Annotated in this window: 24 protein-coding genes; 9 read left to right on the top strand and 15 right to left on the bottom strand. The window is 70.0% G+C overall.

What is annotated here, in order from left to right:
* Position 1: 1 nt before the first annotated feature.
* The 4 genes from QSK32_RS05160 to QSK32_RS05145 form a co-directional block, all read right to left on the bottom strand.
* Positions 2–1,285, bottom strand: coding sequence for a hypothetical protein (locus QSK32_RS05160; protein ID WP_045744793.1), 1,284 nt, complete (start codon positions 1,283–1,285; stop codon positions 2–4).
* Positions 1,278–1,916 (bottom strand): hypothetical protein, encoded by a 639-nt coding sequence (locus tag QSK32_RS05155; RefSeq protein WP_045744792.1) that lies wholly within the window; start codon positions 1,914–1,916, stop codon positions 1,278–1,280. Before QSK32_RS05155 ends, QSK32_RS05160 begins: the two co-directional genes overlap by 8 nt.
* Before the next feature lie 41 nt (positions 1,917–1,957).
* Complete coding sequence (locus QSK32_RS05150) at positions 1,958–2,242, bottom strand: hypothetical protein (protein WP_045744791.1); 285 nt, start codon at positions 2,240–2,242, stop codon at positions 1,958–1,960.
* 79 nt (positions 2,243–2,321) lie between these two features.
* Entirely contained in the window at positions 2,322–2,618 is a 297-nt protein-coding gene (locus QSK32_RS05145; protein WP_045744790.1) for a WXG100 family type VII secretion target, read from the bottom strand.
* Between the two features lie 217 nt (positions 2,619–2,835).
* On the opposite strand from QSK32_RS05145, the gene QSK32_RS05140 reads away from it, so the two are divergent.
* Positions 2,836–4,737, top strand: a complete 1,902-nt coding sequence (locus QSK32_RS05140) for an AfsR/SARP family transcriptional regulator (protein ID WP_052720814.1) — start codon at positions 2,836–2,838, stop codon at positions 4,735–4,737.
* Here the strand turns inward: QSK32_RS05140 and QSK32_RS05135 are convergent.
* Positions 4,692–5,189, bottom strand: coding sequence for a sigma-70 family RNA polymerase sigma factor (locus tag QSK32_RS05135; protein WP_045744789.1), 498 nt, complete (start codon positions 5,187–5,189; stop codon positions 4,692–4,694). The genes QSK32_RS05140 and QSK32_RS05135 overlap by 46 nt on opposite strands.
* 177 nt (positions 5,190–5,366) lie before the next feature.
* Positions 5,367–5,663: a hypothetical protein gene (locus QSK32_RS05130; RefSeq protein WP_157411226.1), complete on the bottom strand. Its 297-nt coding sequence runs from the start codon at positions 5,661–5,663 to the stop codon at positions 5,367–5,369.
* 126 nt (positions 5,664–5,789) lie between these two features.
* Here QSK32_RS05130 and QSK32_RS05125 point away from each other — a divergent pair, with 126 nt between their 5' ends.
* Positions 5,790–6,608 carry a helix-turn-helix domain-containing protein gene (locus QSK32_RS05125; protein WP_045744787.1) on the top strand — a complete coding sequence of 273 codons (819 nt, stop codon included), beginning with the start codon at positions 5,790–5,792 and terminating at the stop codon, positions 6,606–6,608.
* 79 nt (positions 6,609–6,687) lie between these two features.
* Here the strand turns inward: QSK32_RS05125 and QSK32_RS05120 are convergent, their stop codons facing one another.
* Both QSK32_RS05120 and QSK32_RS05115 read right to left on the bottom strand, forming a co-directional pair.
* A complete protein-coding gene (locus QSK32_RS05120; protein WP_045744786.1) occupies positions 6,688–7,041 on the bottom strand; it encodes a trypsin-like serine protease in 354 nt (117 codons plus the stop codon).
* 72 nt (positions 7,042–7,113) lie between these two features.
* A complete protein-coding gene (locus QSK32_RS05115) occupies positions 7,114–7,812 on the bottom strand; it encodes an alpha/beta fold hydrolase (protein ID WP_285471324.1) in 699 nt (232 codons plus the stop codon).
* A 59-nt stretch (positions 7,813–7,871) separates the two neighbouring features.
* Here QSK32_RS05115 and QSK32_RS05110 point away from each other — a divergent pair, with 59 nt between their 5' ends.
* Positions 7,872–8,480, top strand: a complete 609-nt coding sequence (locus QSK32_RS05110) for a TetR/AcrR family transcriptional regulator (protein ID WP_285471323.1) — start codon at positions 7,872–7,874, stop codon at positions 8,478–8,480.
* Positions 8,481–8,527: 47 nt separating this feature from the next.
* Positions 8,528–8,959: a DUF7878 domain-containing protein gene (locus QSK32_RS05105; protein ID WP_285471322.1), complete on the top strand. Its 432-nt coding sequence runs from the start codon at positions 8,528–8,530 to the stop codon at positions 8,957–8,959.
* A 263-nt stretch (positions 8,960–9,222) separates the two neighbouring features.
* Here the strand turns inward: QSK32_RS05105 and QSK32_RS05100 are convergent, their stop codons facing one another.
* A complete protein-coding gene (locus QSK32_RS05100; protein ID WP_502872506.1) occupies positions 9,223–9,570 on the bottom strand; it encodes an NIDO-like domain-containing protein in 348 nt (115 codons plus the stop codon).
* Positions 9,571–9,584: 14 nt separating this feature from the next.
* Between QSK32_RS05100 and QSK32_RS05095 the strand changes: the two genes are divergently transcribed.
* From QSK32_RS05095 to QSK32_RS05085, 3 genes are all read left to right on the top strand, one after another.
* Positions 9,585–10,916, top strand: coding sequence for an RHS repeat-associated core domain-containing protein (locus QSK32_RS05095; protein ID WP_502872505.1), 1,332 nt, complete (start codon positions 9,585–9,587; stop codon positions 10,914–10,916).
* 103 nt (positions 10,917–11,019) lie between these two features.
* Positions 11,020–11,238, top strand: a complete 219-nt coding sequence (locus tag QSK32_RS05090; protein ID WP_285471319.1) for a hypothetical protein — start codon at positions 11,020–11,022, stop codon at positions 11,236–11,238.
* A 27-nt stretch (positions 11,239–11,265) separates the two neighbouring features.
* Positions 11,266–11,610 (top strand): hypothetical protein, encoded by a 345-nt coding sequence (locus QSK32_RS05085; protein ID WP_285471318.1) that lies wholly within the window; start codon positions 11,266–11,268, stop codon positions 11,608–11,610.
* A 739-nt stretch (positions 11,611–12,349) separates the two neighbouring features.
* On the opposite strand, the gene QSK32_RS05080 is transcribed toward QSK32_RS05085, so the two are convergent.
* The 3 genes from QSK32_RS05080 to QSK32_RS05070 are packed head-to-tail and all read right to left on the bottom strand — an operon-like array spanning position 12,350 to position 14,839.
* A complete protein-coding gene (locus QSK32_RS05080) occupies positions 12,350–13,012 on the bottom strand; it encodes a tetratricopeptide repeat protein (RefSeq protein WP_285471317.1) in 663 nt (220 codons plus the stop codon).
* 14 nt (positions 13,013–13,026) lie between these two features.
* Positions 13,027–13,656, bottom strand: a complete 630-nt coding sequence (locus tag QSK32_RS05075; RefSeq protein ID WP_285471316.1) for a hypothetical protein — start codon at positions 13,654–13,656, stop codon at positions 13,027–13,029.
* Between the two features lie 22 nt (positions 13,657–13,678).
* A complete protein-coding gene (locus QSK32_RS05070) occupies positions 13,679–14,839 on the bottom strand; it encodes a serine hydrolase domain-containing protein (protein WP_285471315.1) in 1,161 nt (386 codons plus the stop codon).
* A gap of 117 nt (positions 14,840–14,956) precedes the next feature.
* On the opposite strand from QSK32_RS05070, the gene QSK32_RS05065 reads away from it, so the two are divergent.
* Positions 14,957–15,331, top strand: a complete 375-nt coding sequence (locus QSK32_RS05065) for a DUF3618 domain-containing protein (protein WP_052720812.1) — start codon at positions 14,957–14,959, stop codon at positions 15,329–15,331.
* Between the two features lie 72 nt (positions 15,332–15,403).
* On the opposite strand, the gene QSK32_RS05060 is transcribed toward QSK32_RS05065, so the two are convergent.
* Genes QSK32_RS05060 through QSK32_RS05050 form a run of 3 tightly spaced genes read right to left on the bottom strand, consistent with a single transcriptional unit; the run spans position 15,404 to position 18,952 of the window.
* The gene (locus tag QSK32_RS05060) at positions 15,404–15,925 is read right to left on the bottom strand and encodes a hypothetical protein (protein ID WP_285471314.1); all 522 of its coding nucleotides are present in this window, start codon (positions 15,923–15,925) and stop codon (positions 15,404–15,406) included.
* A gap of 48 nt (positions 15,926–15,973) precedes the next feature.
* Positions 15,974–17,416, bottom strand: coding sequence for a GntP family permease (locus QSK32_RS05055; RefSeq protein WP_285471313.1), 1,443 nt, complete (start codon positions 17,414–17,416; stop codon positions 15,974–15,976).
* 3 nt (positions 17,417–17,419) lie between these two features.
* Entirely contained in the window at positions 17,420–18,952 is a 1,533-nt protein-coding gene (locus QSK32_RS05050; protein WP_285471344.1) for an alpha/beta hydrolase, read from the bottom strand.
* Positions 18,953–19,195: 243 nt separating this feature from the next.
* On the opposite strand from QSK32_RS05050, the gene QSK32_RS05045 reads away from it, so the two are divergent.
* Positions 19,196–19,954 carry a hypothetical protein gene (locus tag QSK32_RS05045; protein WP_045744780.1) on the top strand — a complete coding sequence of 253 codons (759 nt, stop codon included), beginning with the start codon at positions 19,196–19,198 and terminating at the stop codon, positions 19,952–19,954.
* Positions 19,955–19,969: the final 15 nt, after the last annotated feature.

Genomic DNA, 19,969 nt, shown 5'->3' with positions numbered 1-19,969 from the left:
GTCAGGTCTCGTCCTCCGCGTCCTCGGCGGCCTCGGCCTTGGCGACACCGACGCCGCCGAAGGTGACCCCGATGATGCCGCTGCTGATGCCGAACAGGTTGGCACCGAAGGTGAACGGCTTGCCGCGGATCTCGGCGACCGTGAACGGATTGGTGATCATCATGCGTTTGATGGCGCCCAGGATCGACTCGTTCAGATGACCGGCCGACGGCCCGCCGAGCACCCCGCCGAGCGGCCGGATGGCCGGTGCCGGTGGCGCGAGTCCGCCACCGGCACCGCCGGCCGGTGGCCGGGCGGCCGGCACCGGGGCCAGCGGGATGTCCTCCGGCAGAGAGACGCTGATCCGCGGCGGTGGCTTCGCCAGCGTCGGCTTGTTGAACGTCTTGATCACGTGCGAGACCCCGCGCCCGAGGCCGAACGAGGTCTTGAGGGCGGCCACCAGAGCACCCACGCCGAGCAGGGTCGCGACGGCCCCGAGGACCAGCTCCGCGATGTTCATCCCGTCGAAACCGCTGATCGCCCCGGAGGCGCCGGTTATGCCGAGCCCGGCGATACCGGCCGCGATGCTGATCGCGGTGAGCAGGAAACCGATCGGCCCGGTGACGAAGAGGGCGATGATGCCGGCGACGAAGCCGATGACGCCCACGATGAGGCCGATCAGCGAGGCGAACTTCTCGAAGAAGCTCTTCTCCCGGACCGCGTTGGCCTCCGCCTCGGCCAGGGTGGTGACCGCCGTGGAGGCATCCGAGACCCGCAGCTCCTGGGCGTCCGCCGCAAGCCGCTTCGCCACGGTGAGGTCGGTGGACGCCGCGTCGCTGCGGTTGCGGGCGGCGTCGCGGTCGGCGCCGATCCGGTCGACGGAGGTGTCGGCCGGATCCTGCGAGGCGGCGGCGAACGAGGCGTTCAGGACGTCCAGCTCGGCGGTCGCCGCGTCCAGCCGGCTCTGCGCCTCCTCGGCCAGCAGCCGGGCCCGTTCGGCGGCGTCCTGATGGGTCCGCAGCCGCGGCGCGTACCCGGTGATCGCCTCGGCGGCGTCCCGGTAGGAGTCCCGTAGCTTGCCGATCTGCTCCGGCAGTTCGTCGAGTTTCTCGCGCAGCTTGTCCAGAGACCGGCCCTCGCCGAGGTCGGCGGACTGCAGCCGGCCGATCAGCGACGCCGCGGACTCGGCGTCGTCGGCGATCGCGGTGTACTCGGCCGCGAGCCGGTCGAGGATGTCCGGGTCGCCGGGTGTCGGGTCGTCACCGAGGTCGACGACCGCCCAGACACCGGGGTCGGGTCTAGGCATCCACGGTCACCCTCTCCAGGGTGAGGGTGTCCGCGATCTGTTCGAACAGCAGCAGGAAGTGCTCGGCGTACTCGAGATTGGGGGTCAGGCTGGTGACGATCAGGACCTCGCGGGTGCCGGCGAGCGGGACCAGGGTGCTCATCACCGAGAACCGTCGTGGTGGCAGGTCCTGGAGTTCGACCTCCTCGATCGAGGTGAACCGGCCGGCCGGCCCGGCGTGCGGCAGGTCCAGCAGCTCGGTGCGGTTCGCCGCGGTGCCCTTGCCGAGGACCAGTTCGGCGTTGCGGAGCGCGAACCCGACCATCAGGTCGGACAGGTCCAGTTCCTCACCCTCGGGCAGGACGTATCGCAGGATCATGGTGACGGCGGTCAGTGGTACGCCGTCGATGATGTCGAAGAACCCGTGGAACTGCAGCGCGCCCTGTTCGTAGCAGGCGGCGGCCCACGTACGCGCGGCGCGGACCGCGTCCCGGATCAGCTCGGCCCGCTCGGTGCGTTCCCGGTCGCTCAGGCCCTCGACGAGCCGTCGGCGGATCTCGGCGTCGCGGACCCTGGGGTGCAGATCGACCTTCCACCACGACGTGGGATAGGCGATCGAGAAGCGGTACGCCTCGGCGGTGCGTTGCGACATGTCCCGCTGCCTCCTCTCTGTCGTCTCTGTCGTCTCTCGTCTCACTCGTCGAGCGCCGCGGTCGTCTCCTCGTCCGCCTTGCGGAAGTTCTCGAGGATGCCGTCGACCATCTCGCGGAACGTGTCGGTGTTCTCCTGCACCCGGCGGTGACCGCTGCGCCAGGCGCCGTCGAAGTCACGGACGCCGTCGATCAGGTTCCGGTCGCCGACGTCGTCCTCGGTACCGACCGAGTCCAGGTTGGCGACCCGGTCCAGCCGGTCCCGGATCCGGGTGAGCACCGTGATGATCTCGGTGAGCTCGTCACCGGGAATGCGGATCCTGGCCATGTCCCCCCTCGTCCTGCGCACCCGGATCGCCGGGCCGCCCGTACGTGCACGGGCGGCCCGGCGATCCGAGGGGCGTGGCTCAGCCGATCGAGCCGGCGGTCGCGTCGTCGGTCTCGACGAACCTCTGCAGGGTCTGCTCGAGGAACTGGCTGACGCCCTCGATGCCGTCGATCGCCTGTTTGGTGCCGCTGATGTACTCCTCCCAGAACGGCTTGAACTTCGACTCCGAACCGGGAGTGTTGTACGAGGCCTCGATCGTCTCGGCCATCCGGGTGTCCGCCTCCTGGAGGGCGCTCTGCAGCGTCTCCCGCTGCTGGAGCAGGTACTGGGCGAACGCCTGTACGGCCTCCGGGTCGAGGGTCATCTGACCGGGCATGGATCGTCCTTTCGTCGCGGGGAACGACGGCGAACATGCCGTCCTACCTCGGACTACGGCCCGGCTGCCGATCGCGTTCTCGGGCGGCCCGCGGATCCCTCGTACCGGTGCCATGCGGACGAATGTGTCGGAAGCCCGGCAGACGAGGAGATTGGTCCGTGCTTGCACAGTGTTGCACCATCATCACTGTGGGCATTGGACCGAGGAGAGTGAGGGCATGGCAGCCCCGGTGTGGTTCACGGCCCTGGGCGGCCTGCGCGCCTGGCGGGACGGCCGTGAGGTCGACCTCGGCGCCCGCCAGCCCCGGCTGGTCACGGCGCTGCTGCTGGCCCGGGGCGGTCACCCGGTGCCGGTGTCCGAGCTGACCGGTCTCCTCTGGACCGACGGCCTGCCACCCAGCGCCGTCAACGTGCTGCACCGGCACATCGGCGCGATCCGCCGCGCCCTCGAACCGGGACTCGCCCGCCGCGCCGAAGGCCAGTGGCTGCTGCGGCGCCCCGGCGGCTACCGGCTGGCCCTGCCCGCCGCGTCGGCCGACCTGTCCCTGTTCCGGGAGCGCGCCGCCACCGCCGCGGACGGACTCCGCGGCGGCCGTCCGGGCGAGGCGATCCCGGCGTACCGGGAGGCGCTCGCTCTCTGGACCGGCCGCTTCGCCGACGGCCTCGGCGCCGAGAGCCATCCGCTGATCGTCTCGGTCAACCGGGAACGCTCGTCGGTGGCGGTGGCCGCCGCCGACGCCACCCTCGGGCACGGCGACCACGGCGACGCCGAGGCGCTGCTGCCCGCGCTGACCGCCGCCGTGGATGTCGACCCGCTCGACGAGCCGTTGCTCGCCCGGCTGCTGCTGACCCTCGCGGCGGTCGGCCGGGCCGCCGAGGCGATCGAGCGGTTCCACCACGTCCGCGAGCGCATCGCCGCCGACCTGGGCGTTCCGCCCGGCCGGGAGCTCACCGCGGCGGTGGAGACCATTCTGCGCAGGCCTGCGCCTTTGGCGGGTACGGGTGTGCAGCCGCCCGTCCCGGCCCAGTTGCCGCCGGGGTCCGCGCTGTTCGTCGGACGGCGCGCCGAGCGGGCACTGCTGACACGCCGGCTGGAGGAGGGCGCCGAGCACACGACCGGTGCCGTCGTGCTGGCCCTCGACGGGCTGCCCGGCGTCGGCAAGACCGCGCTCGCCGTACGCTGGGCCCACGAGGTGACGTCCCGGTTCCCCGACGGCCAGCTCTTCCTCGACCTGCACGGCTCCGCGGACGGCGAGCCGCGCGACCCCGCCGACGCGCTGACCGCCCTGCTCACCTCACTGGGCGCCGGGATCAGCGCGCCCGGCGGGCCGGATGTGGCCGGTCAGGTCGCGTTGTTCCGCACGGTGACCGCGGGACGCCGCCTGCTCATCCTGCTCGACGACGCCCGGGACGCCGCCCAGGTCCGGCCGCTGATCCCGGCCGCGCCGGGCAGCCTGGTGCTGGTCACCGGCCGGGGCGGCCTGGACGCGCTCGCCGCCGTCGACGGGGCGCTGCTGGTCACCGTCGACGTGCCGCCGCCGACCGACGCCGCCGGGCAACTACTGACCCGGCTCGGTGTACCGCCGCCGGACGACCGGGCCGGACGCGACGCGGTGGCGTCGGTCCTGGCCCGGACCGGCCGGTTGCCGCTGGCCCTGGCCGTGGTCGCCGCCGGGCGCCCGGCACTCGGCCCGGTCCGGCTGCCGGAGATGGCGGACGCGCTATGCCGGGAGCCAGGACTGGACGCGTTCGCCGGCGCCGACCCGGGCATCGACCTGCGGGCCGTCTTCGACCGGTCGTACCGGCGGCTGCGCCCGGAGACGGCCCGGCTGTTCCGCCGGCTGAGCCGCTCCGGCGCGGAGATCGACCCGTCAAGCGTGCCCGGTGCCGCCCGGTCCGCCACCGTCGCCCGGCTCGGCGAGCTGGCCGGCACCGGACTGCTGACCCGTCGGGGACTGCACCGTTATGCCCTGCACGACCTGGTTCGCGCGTACGCCGAAGAACTGGCCGACGAACACGGCCCGGCCCACGGGGTTGATCCGGTCCTGAGTGACGATCTGGTCCTGGGTGACGGTCATTCGGTCACGTCCATCGCGTCGCGCAGGGCTCGCAGGGCGTAATGTGCCCGGGACTTCACTGTCCCGACGGGAACCCGCAACCGAGCGGCGACCACGCCCGCCTCCTCGCCGCGCAGATGAAGATCGGTCAGGACGTCGCGCTGGGCGTCGGTCAGCCGGGTGAACGCGGTCAGCACCGACTGGACGGCGATCGCGGCCTCGCTGCTGTCCCCGCTGGCCGGAACCCAGCCCAGGTCGAGCACCGGGGTCTCCGCCGGACGGCTGCGCCGGGTCCGGAACAGGTCGATGACCAGGTTCCGGGCCACCGCGAACAGCCAGCGCCGCTCCCCGCCGAAGTCGTCCGGCAGCCGGTCGGCGTGCCGCCACGCCCGCAGCATCGTCTCCTGGGCCAGGTCCTCGGCGGTCTGCTGCTCACCGTGGGTCAGCCTGATCAGGAACCGCAGCAGGCTGGCGTAGTGGTCGGCGTGCAGGGCATCGATCCGGTCACAGCTCATGCGGGCATCCCCGATTCCCGTGCGGCAGGCGGTCGCCGTACGAAAATTACGGAGCCCTTGTGCCGCCGAACTGACGAGCAAGTGCCGCGAAAGTGCCGCCCACCGCCGACCGCCCGTCACCGGCGGGGAACGGTCACCCGTACGCCGATTCACCACCGGCCGCCCCGGGTGTCCGGTTTACACCGGAGCGCCGTCGATGATCCGCGGGCGCCCGCCGACCTCGGTCCAGACGGAGCGCATGGTGATCACGACGCCGTTCTCGCCGGTGAGCCGGTTGACGACGACGGCCTGTTCCGGTTCCACCTCGATGCTCACGTTCTCGGCGGACGCGAACGGCATCGGCAACGACGCCACGATGCCCGGCAGGTGCGGGCGCAGCGGCGCCGCGAAGTCCTCCGTCACCACGTCGATGTCGCCCCGCTGGAGAGCGTCGAGGTGTGCCTGAACAAAAGCGGCGACAGCGGTCTGGTCCATGATGTGATCCTCCTTGCCGGCCACGCCCTGTGGCCTGGTGTCCACCTCACACCAGGAGCCGTCGCGCCGACGAGGTGCCGCTCTTCCCTGTACTGCCAGTACACCCCAGCCGCCGGAGCCCCGAACGTGAACCACCAGAACGACATCCGCGCCTTCCTCACCTCCCGGCGTGCCCGCATCACCCCCGACCGGGCGGGCCTGCCCACCTACGGAGGCCGGCGAAGGGTCGCCGGCCTCCGGCGTGAAGAGGTCGCCCTGCTCGCGGGTGTCAGCGTCGACTACTACAACCAGATCGAGCGGGGACACCTCCGCGGCGTCTCCGAGCAGGTGCTCGACGCCGTCAGCCAGGCGCTGCAACTGGACGACGCAGAACGCGAGCACCTGCACCATTTGGCCAGAGCCACCAGCTCCGGACCAGGCGACCACCCGTCCCGGACCGTACGCCCCGGCGTGCAACGGCTCCTGGACACGATGACCGGCTCAGCCGTCGCCGTCTTCACCCCCTGGATGCAGATCCTGGCCACGAACGACCTGGGGCGAGCCCTGTTCACCGAGGCGTTCGACCACAGCGACCAACCGAACCTGGCCCGCTATGCGTTCCTCGACCCCCGCGCACGCCACTTCCACCAGGACTGGAACGCCGCCACCGACGAGGCTGTCACCGTCCTGCGCTCAGCCACCGGCCTGTTCCCCGACAACACCGACCTCACCAGCCTGATCACCGAACTCGTCGAGCACAGCGCCGACTTCCGGGACCGGTGGGCCCGCCACGACGTCCGCTTCCACCGCACCGGCACGAAGGTGTTCCACCACGCCGCCGTCGGCGAACTCGTCCTCCCCTACGAGGCCCTGGAGATCACCCAGGATCCCGGGCTCACCATCGTCGCGTACACAGCAGAAGCGGGCTCCGCCTCCGACGACCGGCTGCGGAACCTCGTCCCCTGATGCCTCCGGGGCGTCGAGCCCCCGCCCGTCCGGGATGCCCCCGCATCCGGGACGGGCGGGACCATCGGCTATCCCACGGTCAGGTGGCGTCGGCGAGCAGCATGTCGACGGCCTGCTGGATGTCGGTGCTGAAGTAGGCGACGTCCGTGTAGACCGGGGTCGCCTCCTCGCCGTTGTCCCACTCGCAGTCGCCGCCGGCGCTCACGATGCCGTCCGGCAGCCGGTGCAGCGCCGGCCCGCCCGAATCCCCGCCGCAGTGGCTCTTCTGGTCCACGGCCCGGCCGCAGATCGTCGCGCGCGGGTAGGCCGGGTTCTCCTCCCACCACGGGTCGTCGAAGTACTCCGCGTCCGGCTTGAACGGCAGTTCGACCTTACGCAGGAAGCGCTCCTGCTCCCCGCCCCACTGCTGCTTCCCCCAGCCGGCCACCGTCATCGTCCCCAGGTCACGGGGCTCAGTCGCGATGCGTAATCTCGTTGACGCACCAGCGTCCGAATTTGTGCCACCTCAACCCAGCAGGGCTTTGGCGATCTCGTCGGGGTGGGTGAGCAGGGCCTCGTGACCGCCCGGCACCATGATCGGCTCGACGCCGGCGCGGGCCGCGAGTTCCGGGCCGGGGGCGGCGAGGCCGGTGTCGTTCTCGGCGAGCAGGTAGCGGACCGGCACGCCGAGGGTGGCCACCCCGTCGACGTCGAGGGCCTCGCTCATGTAGCCGCCGGGCTGCGGAATCAGCTGTTCGAAGACGATCCGGGCGGCCTCGTCGGGGCCGTCCGGCATGAGTGTGCCCCGGAACGTCTCGTAGTCGAGGCCGATGCCGTGGTCGGGGTCGGCCTCGATGACGGACAGGTAGAACGCTTCAGCCTCCGGGCCGAAGGCCGCGAGCATCGACTGCCCGCGCAGCGGCACGAAGGCGCTGAAGAAGACGATCTCGCGAAGGCGGGCGGTCAGCCGGGGTGCCGCGGCGGTGATCGGGAAGCCCGCCCAGCTGTGCCCGACGAGCACCACGTCGGTCAGGTCACGGCTCTCGATCTCGTGGATCAGGTGGTCGGTCGCGTCGGCGAGCCGCAGGTCACGCGGGCTGTCGCCGAGGGTGAGGCCGGGCATGGTCAGCGTGTACGCGCAATGCCCGGCGGCCCGGACCCGGTGCGCCACGGGCGTCCAGGACCAGCCGCCGTGCCACGCGCCGGGGATGAAGACGTAGTTCATGGAGCAACACTCTATTCATCAGAGTTAGACTCTGACAAACGGAGCCCTACTATGTGCGGGTGACGACGACCAGGCGTGCCGAGTACGCGGCCGCAACCAAGAGGGCCATCGAGCAGGCCGCCCACGACCTGTTCAGCAGGCAGGGCTTCAAGACGACCACGGTCGACATGATCGCCAGGCAGGCCCGGGTCGCCCCGGCGACGGTCTACGCCGTGGCCGGCGGCAAGCAGGGCCTGTTGCGTACCGTGATCGCGTCAGCCACCACCAGCCCGGAGACCGAGGAGATCAAGCAACGGCTGGCCGACGCACCGGACGCCGCCGGCCTGGTGCGCTACCTGACCCACCAGACGCGCCTGAAGTTCGCCGACTGGCACGACGTGATGCGCGTCGTCGCCGAGACCGCCTCCCAGGACCCGGCCGTCGCCGACGCCCTGCGCCTGGCCGCCGAGAGCCGCCGCGAGGGATTCCGCCGGGCCGCCGGGCGCCTGCACGACCTGGGCGCCCTGCACGACGGCCTGACCGTCGACCGGGCCGCCGACATCATCTGGTTCTACCTGGACAACGCGTCCTACTTCGCGCTGACCGACACCAACGGCTGGCCACTCGACGACGCCGAGGCCTTCCTCCACGACCAGCTCCGTGGTGCCCTGCTCCGCACCACCGCATGACGCCACGGCGACCGGGCGGCATTTCCCATCACCACCGGGAGAGCTGGGTGAAGTTCTCGTTCACGGGAGTCAATGTGGAGGAGTCGCGACACACCTCTCTCGCAGACCTTCTGGTGAATATCGAGGCTGATTTCGAGGTCGCGGACGATGCCGGCGTCGTCTACGCGGAGGCGATGTTCCCGGTGGCGGAGCTCGCTCGTGACCTCACGATGTGGAAGTCCTCGGGTGGCGAGCCCGACGACGACTTCGTCTTCGATTCGATGTCTTTCGACGAGGCCGGCGCCATTACCGTTTACCGAGATACGGGCGGCTGGTCTGTGAGATCGGTCTTCGATCCCGAGCGAAGCACCGGCCCTCTGCCGTGGGCCGACCTGGCCGAAGTCATCGATGACTTCAATCGCGAGGTGAGCGCAGGGATTCGGTCGATCGGCATCGACTCGCGTTCGATTTTCGACACTGCTCCTTCGTTGAACCGGTGACGAACTGCCGGACCGTATCCCCGCCGGCGGATGCGAGAAACGACCATGGACCGACGCAATCTGATCGGTGAGCAGGTGCCTCGGCGAGTGAGGGCACAGCAGCGTTAGAACTTCCTGGTCACTGAGCTGTGCCGCATGCGTACCGGATCCGCCACCACCCGGCCATCAGCCCTGACGGTGTGTCGCCCAACGCTCTGAACGTTCTTGGGCAGGGCGGTAACAGAAAGCGGGGCGAGGACCGGAAACCCGGTCCTCACCCCGCCTCAGGAATCAGCGATCAGCTTGTAGGCAGAATCCTTAGCCCGAACCCGGGACGGAGAGCGGTCAAGCGGTCGGAGTACTGCAGGACCGAACGCTCCGTCCTTGGTCCGCAGCCCGATGGCAGATACCCCACCGCTGCGGACGAACGACGTGTCCGTGTTCGGGTAGAGGTAGCTGAACCCGCCGGCTTCGTCGACGATCACCTGGAAGGTGAGCCGGGTGTTCGGATCGTCATGGTGGCGCACGTTGTGCCACTCGACGACGACCTGCCGGTTCGGCGCGGAACCCCGGACCGACCTGCGCACCTCGGCCTGACCGTCGATCTCCCAGTCACCGTGGAACGGCTGCAGGACGGCGTTGGAGAATCCGAGCGTGCCGTCCGTGCCGACGATCGCCGTCTCGTGCGGCCGACGGCCTGACCTGGCTGTCCCCGGACCACCAGGGCACCGCTTCGGTGGCCATCGACGCCACCACCCAGGAATCGACCGTCCGGCGACAGACGCCGTACGGCACCGAGCGGGGCGCCACCTCTGCCGGAGCCTGGCCCAACAACCGGGGTTTCGTCGGTGGTGTCATCGACAACACCGGCCTGATCCACCTGGGTGCTCGCGAATACGACCCGACCCTGGGGCGGTTCATCTCGGTGGACCCGATCCAGGACATGGCCGACCCGCAGCAGTGGAACGGCTACGCGTACGCCAACAACACGCCCATCACCATGAGCGACCCCACCGGCCTGCTCGGCGACACCGGCGACGGCTCAGGCAACGGCGTCCGCTTCGTCCCCGAAACCGGCAACATCGTCGACCCCGGCAAATACGCCGGCCACCCCACAGGCGGCAAAAAGAACCACGGCAACGTCTACACCGGCGGCGGCACCAGCTACTCCCTGCCGAACGGCACCACCGTCAGCACCGACTTCAACGGCCGCCGAACGATCAACGGCATCGTCCCCCGCGCCAAAGGCCCCGACATCGACGCCCTCGCTGCCGGAGTCGACCGTGCCCGGGCCGACTACCAGGTGGCGATGTGCGACTATACCTGCGAATCCGACGTCTTCGACATGATCCAGATGGCATGCGGCCTCGAATACGTCCAGTGCAGCGCCCAATACACCGCACTGACCCAATGGGACCGCACCGTCGCAATGTGCGTCGAAGTCGGCGTCTGCGGCGACGGCGACATCCGCGCCACACACCATGTCCGAGCCGCCAACAAAATAATCCAGGACAAAGAACGCGCGGATTCTTGCTACTTCCGGAGCTTCAGCGCCGACACCCGCGTTTTGCTCGCCGACGGCACCAGCAAGAGATTCGACGAACTCGAAGTCGCTGACGAAGTCCTCGCCACCAATCCTGTAACCGGCGAACAAGGCCCGCGCCAGATCGAAGCCATCTGGATTCATGAAGACGACCTCTACGAACTAACAATCGATGGCGAGACCATCACCACCACCGAAGACCACCAGTTCTGGAACCAAACCCACCACCGGTGGCAAGACGCCCAAGAACTCGACGAAGGCGACCGGGTCCACACCCCGTCCGGGCTGGTCGCCGTCGACTATTTAGACATAGATACACATCACTACGGCGATGCGTACAACCTCACCATCGCCGGCCTACACACCTACTATGTGCTTGCCGGAATCACGCCGGTCCTTGCCCATAACACCGGTGGATGCGTAAATTTCGCTTAAGGGTTCGGGAGTTGACCTTCGGCGTACCGCCGAAATCGATGGTGAAACCTGGAGATTCAATACTGGACATGGGTTTAACCGCGCTCATGAAGGTCCTAGTGGGATGAATGATCTTCGGACCACAACACTGACGGCAGATCAGGTCGAGACTGCGATTGCTCGCGACGTCAATGCTTTCAGGGCGAGCGGAGGCCAGGTTCCAGTTCCAGGCACGTCGGGCTTCAAGGGCATCCTCGAAAGGTATATCAATGTAGGTGGCGCCAAGATCGGGTACCGTGTGACCAATACGCGCGACGGCGCATTCAATGTTCCAACCTACTGAAATCACAGTTGGGAGTGAAATAAGGCGATGCCGATTCATGAACTCGATTTAGCTGCCAGGAAGCTGATTGCGGCCAACCAAGAGGACGACCGGAACGACAAGGTCGATGCAATGCGGACGTTTGCCGAGCGAGTCACCTTTGCTTCAGCTGATGAAATTTTGTCCGTTCTACGTGAAATCGCTGCTGAGGACTGGATAGCAATGCCGCCGTGGGCCCGGAACCTGGCCTTTAGGCTGGCATGCCTTCAGCGCCCCACCGACGTGGCCATCCTGCGTGAGGCGGCGGCTGATCTTCTATCATTCGGACCCGATTGGGATGCGCATGCATTTGAACTGCAGAGTCGGGCTGACCAAATAGAGGATACCAATTAGGCGTTCACTGCTTGCAAGTAGTCACAATCTGCAGATAGGCCAAAATCCCGAAATAGACCTTTCCGTTCTCGCGCGCCTGCGGCAACAGCATACTTGCCGACTGCTGTCATAATTGCCGCCATTTAGCCATAAATATCAAAGTTCATCGATTAATTCCCGTGCTTCGTTCGCCGCCGTATCGAACGCGGTATGGTACCGATGGCCGCGCAGGTCGCAGGCTGCCGCAGCCGCAGCCTCTGCACTGGGGATGGCAATGAAAGGGGTCGCCGCAGCCGTAGCTCGCTGTAGCGGCCGCACCTAACTGGGCGTGCGCGGGGCCGTAGGCCCTGAGCGCATTCACACGCTCAGGGCCTACGGTTGGGCCGCGTTCTTGATCCTGTAGCGCGATATAAAGACGCCCCGCCTCAAGATCTTCGAAGAGATCGCTGGCATCGATGCAGCGGTACGGGAAGCTGGCGTCGCGCTGATTTTTGGACACCCGCCTCTTCGCCGTCGGCACCGTCGCCCCCACCTCTCGACTTCACCGAACTCCGCGAATTCACCGCCCGGCGAGACCACGCCAACATGACGTCGGCAGGGGACACCGCTACCGGAGCCCCGATCAAAGGAATCAGGCGCGGCCCCGGCAAGTCCGGTCAGGCATCACCCCGGGGACGCCTGGACGCTCCGCGCGATCCCGTCGTCATCCGCACGGCCCGTCGATCTCGGTCTTCGGCGGGGGTCAGGTCGCACCCACGGCCTACTCCTCGGCAAAACGGGCCACGCCCAAGACCTCTTCAGCCAGGGTACGAGCGGAGGACAGTTCCAGGGCGTCGTCCGGATCGGGGACCTGCCCGATGGCGGCGAAGGCTGCCGTGGCCAGACCCAGCATGCGGGCGGCCCGCGCGTGGTCGCCTTCCGCGGAGGCGACGGCCGCGGCGGCCACGCAGAGGTACGGAACGAGGGAGCCGTCCTGGTCGCGCACGGCCCGGAACAGCTCGCGGGCTTCAGACAGGTTGCCCAGGTGCAGTTCGGTGAACGCCAGGTTGTGCAGTTCCGCGTCGAGGGAGCGGCCCAGCGCCCTGTTCAGGGCGATGCTGGCCAGGTAACGCTCCTTGGCCAGCGGATAGTCACCGTTCAGGCGGGCGACCGCGGCCAGCACGTGCCGGGGCCGCTCCTCGAGCGCATGATCCCCGGACCGGATCGCGACGTCCAGGGCCTGCCCGGCGAGCGTCTCCGCGCCGGGCAGGTCGCCGCCGCGGAGAGCCACCCGGGACTGGGCGTAGAGGCCCTCCACCTCGCCGGCCGGCTCCCCCGCCGCGCGGGCCCGGTCCACCTCGGTGCCGGCCATCGCGAGCACCGCGTTGTTGTCACCGCGGCGGAAGGCGGCACGGACCGCATCGGCGAAGGGATCGGAACTCATCCGTCCACCGTAGATCAACTCACTGTCGACGAGCGGCGGAGCTCAGCGCCGGAGGGCTGCCTTTTGCGCACGACCAGCACGACGAGCACGCGCAGGCAGCCCAGCAGTCCCAGTGTCAGCAGCATCGCACCGCTGACGAAGCCGGACACCCGGGTCGGCCAGGGCAGGATCGCGGGTGCGGTGAACTGTCCGATGACGAACGGTTCGAGGACGGCGCCGGCCGGGACGATCAGCCGGGCCGCGAGCCCCCACCGGCCCGGTCGCCGGGCGACCGCCCCCACCAGGCCGAGCGGACCGCCGACCACGGCCGCGGCCAGCAGCCAGATCCGGTTGTCCGACCACACGGCCGCGTCGAACATCCCCACGAGCAGCCCCGTGCCGTAGTGCACGGCACACGCGGTCAGCAGGGCCACGATCCCGGCGGCGAACGCCGGGACCGGACGGCGGACCAGCCATCCGGCCAGCACCGCCAGCCCGGCCCAGACCGCCCCCGCGTTCACCAGTCTGCTGGCGGTGAAGCGTACGGCGAGAAGGGTGTCCGCCTTGCCTTCCAGCTGGCTCGTGGTCGTCACGTTCGAGGCCAGCGACACCAGCGCCAGCGCCGCCGCGGCGGCCACGACCAGAAGCCATCCCCGTCGATTCACCGCCCGAGGCTATCGGTATCGATCAGCCCAGCGCCCGGCAGATGACCACCTTGCTGGTCTCCTCGGCGGTCTCGGTCAGGCGTACCGCGCCCGGGTTCGGCGTCATGTCGATCAGGGCGGTCGTGAAGTCGCTGATCGCGCTGCGCCTGCCGTCGGCGGTGCCCACCGCCCAGCTCTGGTGGCCCAGGGTGCCGCCGTCGTGGCCCCACACCGTCCCGCAGGGGTAGTCGACGCGGATCAGGCCCAGGCCGTACCCGCCGGTGAACGACCCGCCGGCCGGCAGCGCCACCGTCGTCTTCATCTGCCGGAGCTGCTCGGCGGAGAACAGCCGGGCGGTCAGCAGCGCTTCGACGAACCGGGACATGTCCGAAGCGGTGGAGATGATCCCGCCGGCCGCGCCGCCCCACGCGCCGACCGCCCCGCCGCTGGTGTCGGTGTAGGACGGTGTCCCCGAGGCGAAGGCGACCGTGTAGCCGCGGCCGGTGCGGGTCGCCCGCGGGTCGGCGAGGTAGGTGCGGGTCAGCCCCAGCGGCCGGGTGATCCGGTCCCGGACCAGGTCGGGCAGTCGTTCGCCGGTCGCCTTCTCGACGAGCATCCCGGCCACGATGTAGTTGGTGTTCGAGTACGACCAGCTGCTCCCCGGCGCGAACACCGGCTCGTGCGCGAACGCCACGTCGAGCAGTTCCCGCTCGGTGTGGGCGTATCCCGGGTTCGCCAGCACCGACGGGATGAACTCCTCGTCCTCGGTGTAGTTGAACAGCCCGCTGGTGTGGTTGAGCAGCATCCGTACCGTGATGTGCGCGCCGTTCGGCACGACCCCGGGCAGGTACCGTTCGACCGGCGCGTCCAGCCGGACCCGCCCCCGGTCGACCAGCTGCAGGACCAGGGTGGCGGTGAACATCTTGGTGTTGCTGCCGATCTCGAACTGGTCGTCCGCGCCGAGGCGCCGCCCGGTGGCGCGGTCGGCGACCCCGGCGGCAGCGGTCTCGACGCGCCGCCCGTCGTCGACCCGCGCGAGATATCCGGGGGCTCCGGCGGCGACCACACGCTGGGCGGCGTCCTGGATCGTGGTGCCGCCGGCCTGGGCCGCGACGCCGGTCGCGCCCACCCCGGCCAGGGTCAGTGCGGCGGTGAGGGTGAGCGCGGTGACCCGCCTCGACGTGTTCTGCATGGTCGATGTCATGGCACGAGCGTGCCAACGATGACGTTTCACAACATTGCCGCCACCACCCGGATGCCGGGTGGGGTTAACCCCACCACCAACTGTTTCGCCTGCTCACGGACGGGGCACAGAGAACCCATGGCAACCAGCATTCCGACAGGCCAGGAACAACTCACCGACGAGATCAAGCGGACCCGTGCCGACCTCGGTGACACGGTCGAGGCGCTGGCCGCCAAGACCGACATCACCGGCCGGGCGAAGCAGGCCGCGGGCGAGACCGTCGCCCAGGCCAAGCAGACGCTCGCCGCGGCCGGCACGACGACCGCCCGCGTGGCCGGTTCCACCCGGGAACGGCTTGCTGTCGCGACCCGCCGCCCCACGGTCCGCAAGGCCCTCCCGGTGGCCGCCGTCGCCGCGGTCCTCGGCGCCGCCGCCGTCCTCATCCAGCAGCGCCGCGCCGCAGCCCGCCGGGCCTCCTCCGGCCCCGCCGCCTGGTTCGACCGCTTCCGCTGATCAGAGAGCGACCTCTTCGCGGGTACGCGTGAGACCACGTCCCACCATCGGGACGTGGTCTCACGCGTACCCCTAGAAGGTGACCGTGACGTTGACGGTCTTGCAGGCCGCGGTCAGGGCGGTGCTCAGGCCCGCGAAGTCCGCGTCGGCGGCGGTGCCGATCGGGTTGTCGGTGGCGGCGGCCTTGCCGACCTCGTCGGTGATCGCGCGGACGGCGGTGGCCACCTCGCTGTCCGGGGCGAGGGCGGTGGCCAGCACGCCGGTCATCGTGGTGTGGAAGCCGGTGAACGCCTTCTTCGCGTCGGCCGCCTTGACGCCCCCGTCGGGCTGGGCCGCGTCGGTGATGCCGCCCTTCATGGTCGAACCGGCCTCGCTCACCTTCTTGCAGAGGGCCGCGTCGTCGACCGGCCCGGAGGCCGCCGCGTCATCGCCGGCGGCCGCCGATGAGCCCGCGGCGGTCGATGAGCCCGCGGCGGTCGAGGCTGCCGCCGACGACGGGGGCGTGGCGGCCACGTCGGCGTCGTCACCGCAGGCGGCGAGGCTCGCCAGGCTGGCGCAGAGCAGGACGGCAGGCAGAATCCGGGAACGCTTCACGGTGACGCAAGGTAGCCGACGAACCTGGGAACGGGCTCGCCGGGGACCTCAGACGATCAGGCTCAGGAGCATCACGCAGGCGAAACCGACGACCGAGATGATGGTCTCCATCACCGACCAGGTTTTGATGGTCTGCCCCACGGTCATCCCGAAATACTCCTTGACCAGCCAGAACCCGGCGTCGTTCACGTGTGAGAAGAACAGTGAGCCGGCCCCGATCGCCAACGCGAGCAGGGACACCTCGGGGCGGTCGAGGGTGGCGGCGAGCGGGGCCACGATGCCCGCGGCGGTGATCGTGGCGACGGTCGCCGAGCCGGTGGCGACGCGGATGCCGACCGCCACCAGAAAGCCGAGGACCAGGGCGTTGATGTTCGCGTCCTGGGCCGCGTCGGCGATCACGGTGCCGACGCCGGCGTCGACGAGGACCTGTTTGAAGCCGCCGCCGGCCGCCACGATGAGCAGGATCCCGGCGATCGGGGGCAGCGAGCCGCCGATCACCGCGGAGGTCTCCCGCCGGTCGAAGCCGGCGCGGCGGCCCAGCGACCACATGGCGACGAACACCCCGGCGAGCAGGGCCACCACCGGTTCGCCGACGACTTCGAGGGCGGCTCGGACGCTGTTGCCGTCGGGGAGGGCGAGTTCGGCGATGCCGCGGGCGAGCATCAGGGCCACCGGCAGCAGAACGGTCAGCACGGCCGCCCAGAAGCCCGGGTTGCGCCGCCGGCCGACCTGCGGGTCGACGAGGTCACCGGGCGCTCCGGGGTTGCCGAGGTCGTCCCGGTCGACGAGGTCCTGACCGCCGGCGGGACCGGAGTCCGGGCGGTCCGGGGACGAGGCGGCCGGCGGGACCGGCACCGGCACCCGCGCGGCGATGAAGTTCCCGTACACCGGCCCCGCGATGATCACCGTCGGGATCGCGCAGACCAGCCCGAGCAGCAGGGTCAGGCCCAGGTCCGCGTTCAGGCTGGAGATCGCCACCAGCGGCCCCGGGTGCGGCGGCACCAGCCCGTGCAGCACCGACAGCCCGGCCAGCGCCGGGATCCCCAGGCGGAGCAGGCCCACGTCGGTACGCCGTGCCACCAGCAGCACGATCGGCACCAGCAGCACCACGCCCACCTCGAAGAACAGCGGCAGCCCGATCAGGGATGCCACGCCCGCCATCGCCCACGGCAGGGCGGCCCCGGAGACGCCGGTGACGATCCGGTTCACGATGCCGTCGGCGCCGCCGGTCTCGGCGAGCAGCGCGCCGATCATCGAGCCGAGGGCGATGAGGACGCCCACGTTGCCGGCTGTCGTGCCGAGTCCCGTGGTGAACGAGTCGACGGTGTCGCCGGGTGCGGCGCCGGCCGTCAGTCCGAGCACCCCGGCGCCGGCGATCAGGGCCAGGAACGGGTGCCATTTGGCGGCGGCGATGAGCAGGACGACCGCGGTGATGCCCAGCACCGCCGCGAGGGTGAGCTGCGCCGTCCCGGCGTCGGTGATGGGTTCCACGGGTCACCGTCCGTAGGGTGGCAGCGGGCTGGTCAGGGTGGACTGTTGCTTGTCGAGCGGCGTCGACGGGAAGACCGCCGGGCAGTGCGCGCCGGCCTCCGGGAGCACTCCGGCGAGCAGGTAGTCGTCGATCGTCTGCCGGGCGCAGTCGCTGAGCCAGTACGTCCCGTGGCCCACCCCGTCGTAGGTCAGGACCCGGGAGCTGGGCAGTTGTCCCGCGAGTCCGAGCGCCCACTGGTACGGGGTGGCCACGTCGTACCGGCTGTTGCTGATCAGGATCGGGGGCAGGGCGGGTGACGCCCGCAGCCGGTGCGGCGGGTTGGTCACCGGGTACGGCCAGTTCTGGCAGCCGGTCAGGTCGGTCCAGGCCAGCGGGTTGAGGCGGGTGTGCCGGGCCAGTGCGTTCTGGGCCTTCTCCAGGATCGCCACCGCCGGGTACGTGTAGAGGTCGTAGTGGTAGTCGGAGCACATCACCGGCAGGTACCCGTTGCGGACCGGTTCGCCGCGGGGCAGCTGGGCGCCGTGCGGGGCGAGGCCGTCGCCGCCGATGTAGAGCAGCAGGTCGGCCAGTTCGAACCAGAGCGACGGGCCGTACAGGTAGCCGAAGACCGCGTCGACGAGGACTTCCGGGGTGACCGGGGCGCCGTCCACCACCAGGTCTCCGGCGTCGGCGTCGGCGTACAGCGCGTCGAAGTAGTCCAGGACGGACGCGCCGTGCAGGGCGCAGGCCACGGTCCGGGAGCACCAGGCGGCGAACTGGCCGAACGACTCCTCCATCGCCACGCTCTCCCAGCCCTGGTATCCGGCGATGCCCTGGGCGTGGTCCATCGACGAGTCCATGGCGAGGGCCCGGATCCGGTGCGGGAACAGTTCCGCGTACTGCTGGCTGATCATCGTCCCGTAGGAGACGCCGAACAGGCTGATCTTCTCTTCGCCGAGGGCGGCCCGGATGGCGTCGACGTCGCGGGCGACGTGGGCGGTGTCGACGTGCCCGAGCAGCGGGCCGGTCAGGGTGAGGCATCCTTCGGCGAGGGCCCGGTTGGCGGTGCGCAGCGCGGCGTATTCGGCGGGACTGTCCGGGTAGAGCAGTGCCGACTGGGCGTCGACCTGTGTGGAGTCGCAGAGGACCGGCCGGCTGCGGGCCTGTCCACGCGGGTCGTAGCTGACGATGTCGAAGCGGGCGAGCAGGTCGGCCGAGAAGCCGGTCTCGGCGTGGTAGATGAAGTTCACCCCGGATCCGCCGGGACCGCCCGGGTTGAACATCAGGGTGCCGATCCGCCGGGCCGGGTCGGTGGCCGGCCGTTTCGCCAGGGCCAGGGTGAGGGTCTCGCCCGCCGGGGCCGCGTGGTCCACCGGCACGGTGAGCGCGCCGCAGAGCACCCGGGCCGGCGCCTGCTCGTCGGGGCCGCAGGGTCCCCAGGCGATGCCGGTCGCGGCGGGTTCGGGCGCCGGGATCCCGGCGCGCGCGGGCCCGGTCAGGGCGGTCGGCGCGAGCAGGGCGAGAAGACCGAGGATCAGGGGTACGGCCTTGCGCATGGGCACCTCGGGGACTCCGGCGGGCGGCGGCGACGAGAATTCACGTACGCCGATGCAATCATGGATGGCCCACTTCGTCCAGAATCGATGGAAAACGCGGCACGGCGCGGGAAGTCCAGAGCCGAGTGGCCATATTTCTGCGACCGTTTCGGCCGATGAGATGACGATCAAGATGATGTGAGGGCCGTCTCAGATGGCCACGCTAATCGCGGCCCGTTTCTCCCTGTAGCGAGAGGATCACCGGTGATCCGGATCTCGGAACCCCGCTCCACCGCCCGCAACGCCTTCCTCGGCGTTGCCGCGACCGCCATGATCGCTGTTGGCCCCGCCGCCTGCGCGGGCACCTCCGGCGGCAGCGACGGATCGGGTTCCCAGGCCCAGACGCTGCCCGAGGCCGACGAGCCGGTGGTCATCGCCACCCGCCTCAAGGCGAGCCGCTGCACCGACGCCTGGACCGTCGACCTGGACCCGCGGCAGATCCCCGACCCGCTGGCCGGCAACGACCTGTCCGGCTGGGCCCGCGGCGCCGGCGCCGTGCAGCAGACCTCCATGCAGGTCGAGGTCAAGATCACCGGGAACGGGTCGGCGACCACCATCAAGGCCGTCCGCGCCGTCCCGGTCGGCGACAAGACCGCCCCGATCCAGGCCACCACCGAGGCCGCCATCGACTGCAACGCACCCAGCCCCGGCCCGCACCTGGAGGCCGACCTCGACCAGCCCAAGCCCAAGATGACGGCCTACAACAACAGCTCGTCGCGCCGGCTGCCGCTGCAGGTCTCCACCGACACCGCCGAGTTCCTGGTGCTCGCCTCGACCACCAAGTACGACATCTACTGGCAGATCGAGGTCGACTGGACCCACGACGGCAAGGACGGCACCACCGCCGTCCGCGGCCCGGACGGCCAGCCGTTCCACCTGACCGCGGCCCGCGCCACCCACACCTGCGTCTGGGGCTCCAACGGCAAACTCTCCAAGGCCCTCTCGGTCGACTGCACCCGGTGACCCCCTTCTCATTGT

Origin of the sequence: Actinoplanes sp. NBRC 101535 (assembly GCF_030269225.1) — a bacterium.
GTDB classification, from domain to species: Bacteria; Actinomycetota; Actinomycetes; order Mycobacteriales; family Micromonosporaceae; genus Actinoplanes; species Actinoplanes rectilineatus.
The sequence above is the reverse complement of the archived record's forward strand: the minus strand, read 5'-3'. Positions and strand labels throughout refer to the sequence as shown.

Coding starts and splice junctions, on each gene's coding strand:
- QSK32_RS05160 (WP_045744793.1), bottom strand. CDS start 1,285: ATGCCTAGACCCGACCCCGGTGTCTGGGCGGTCGTCGACCTCGGTGAC.
- QSK32_RS05155 (WP_045744792.1), bottom strand. CDS start 1,916: ATGTCGCAACGCACCGCCGAGGCGTACCGCTTCTCGATCGCCTATCCC.
- QSK32_RS05150 (WP_045744791.1), bottom strand. CDS start 2,242: ATGGCCAGGATCCGCATTCCCGGTGACGAGCTCACCGAGATCATCACG.
- QSK32_RS05145 (WP_045744790.1), bottom strand. CDS start 2,618: ATGCCCGGTCAGATGACCCTCGACCCGGAGGCCGTACAGGCGTTCGCC.
- QSK32_RS05140 (WP_052720814.1), top strand. CDS start 2,836: ATGGCAGCCCCGGTGTGGTTCACGGCCCTGGGCGGCCTGCGCGCCTGG.
- QSK32_RS05135 (WP_045744789.1), bottom strand. CDS start 5,189: ATGAGCTGTGACCGGATCGATGCCCTGCACGCCGACCACTACGCCAGC.
- QSK32_RS05130 (WP_157411226.1), bottom strand. CDS start 5,663: ATGGACCAGACCGCTGTCGCCGCTTTTGTTCAGGCACACCTCGACGCT.
- QSK32_RS05120 (WP_045744786.1), bottom strand. CDS start 7,041: ATGACGGTGGCCGGCTGGGGGAAGCAGCAGTGGGGCGGGGAGCAGGAG.
- QSK32_RS05115 (WP_285471324.1), bottom strand. CDS start 7,812: ATGAACTACGTCTTCATCCCCGGCGCGTGGCACGGCGGCTGGTCCTGG.
- QSK32_RS05090 (WP_285471319.1), top strand. CDS start 11,020: ATGAATGATCTTCGGACCACAACACTGACGGCAGATCAGGTCGAGACT.
- QSK32_RS05085 (WP_285471318.1), top strand. CDS start 11,266: ATGCCGATTCATGAACTCGATTTAGCTGCCAGGAAGCTGATTGCGGCC.
- QSK32_RS05080 (WP_285471317.1), bottom strand. CDS start 13,012: ATGAGTTCCGATCCCTTCGCCGATGCGGTCCGTGCCGCCTTCCGCCGC.
- QSK32_RS05070 (WP_285471315.1), bottom strand. CDS start 14,839: ATGACATCGACCATGCAGAACACGTCGAGGCGGGTCACCGCGCTCACC.
- QSK32_RS05065 (WP_052720812.1), top strand. CDS start 14,957: ATGGCAACCAGCATTCCGACAGGCCAGGAACAACTCACCGACGAGATC.
- QSK32_RS05050 (WP_285471344.1), bottom strand. CDS start 18,952: ATGCGCAAGGCCGTACCCCTGATCCTCGGTCTTCTCGCCCTGCTCGCG.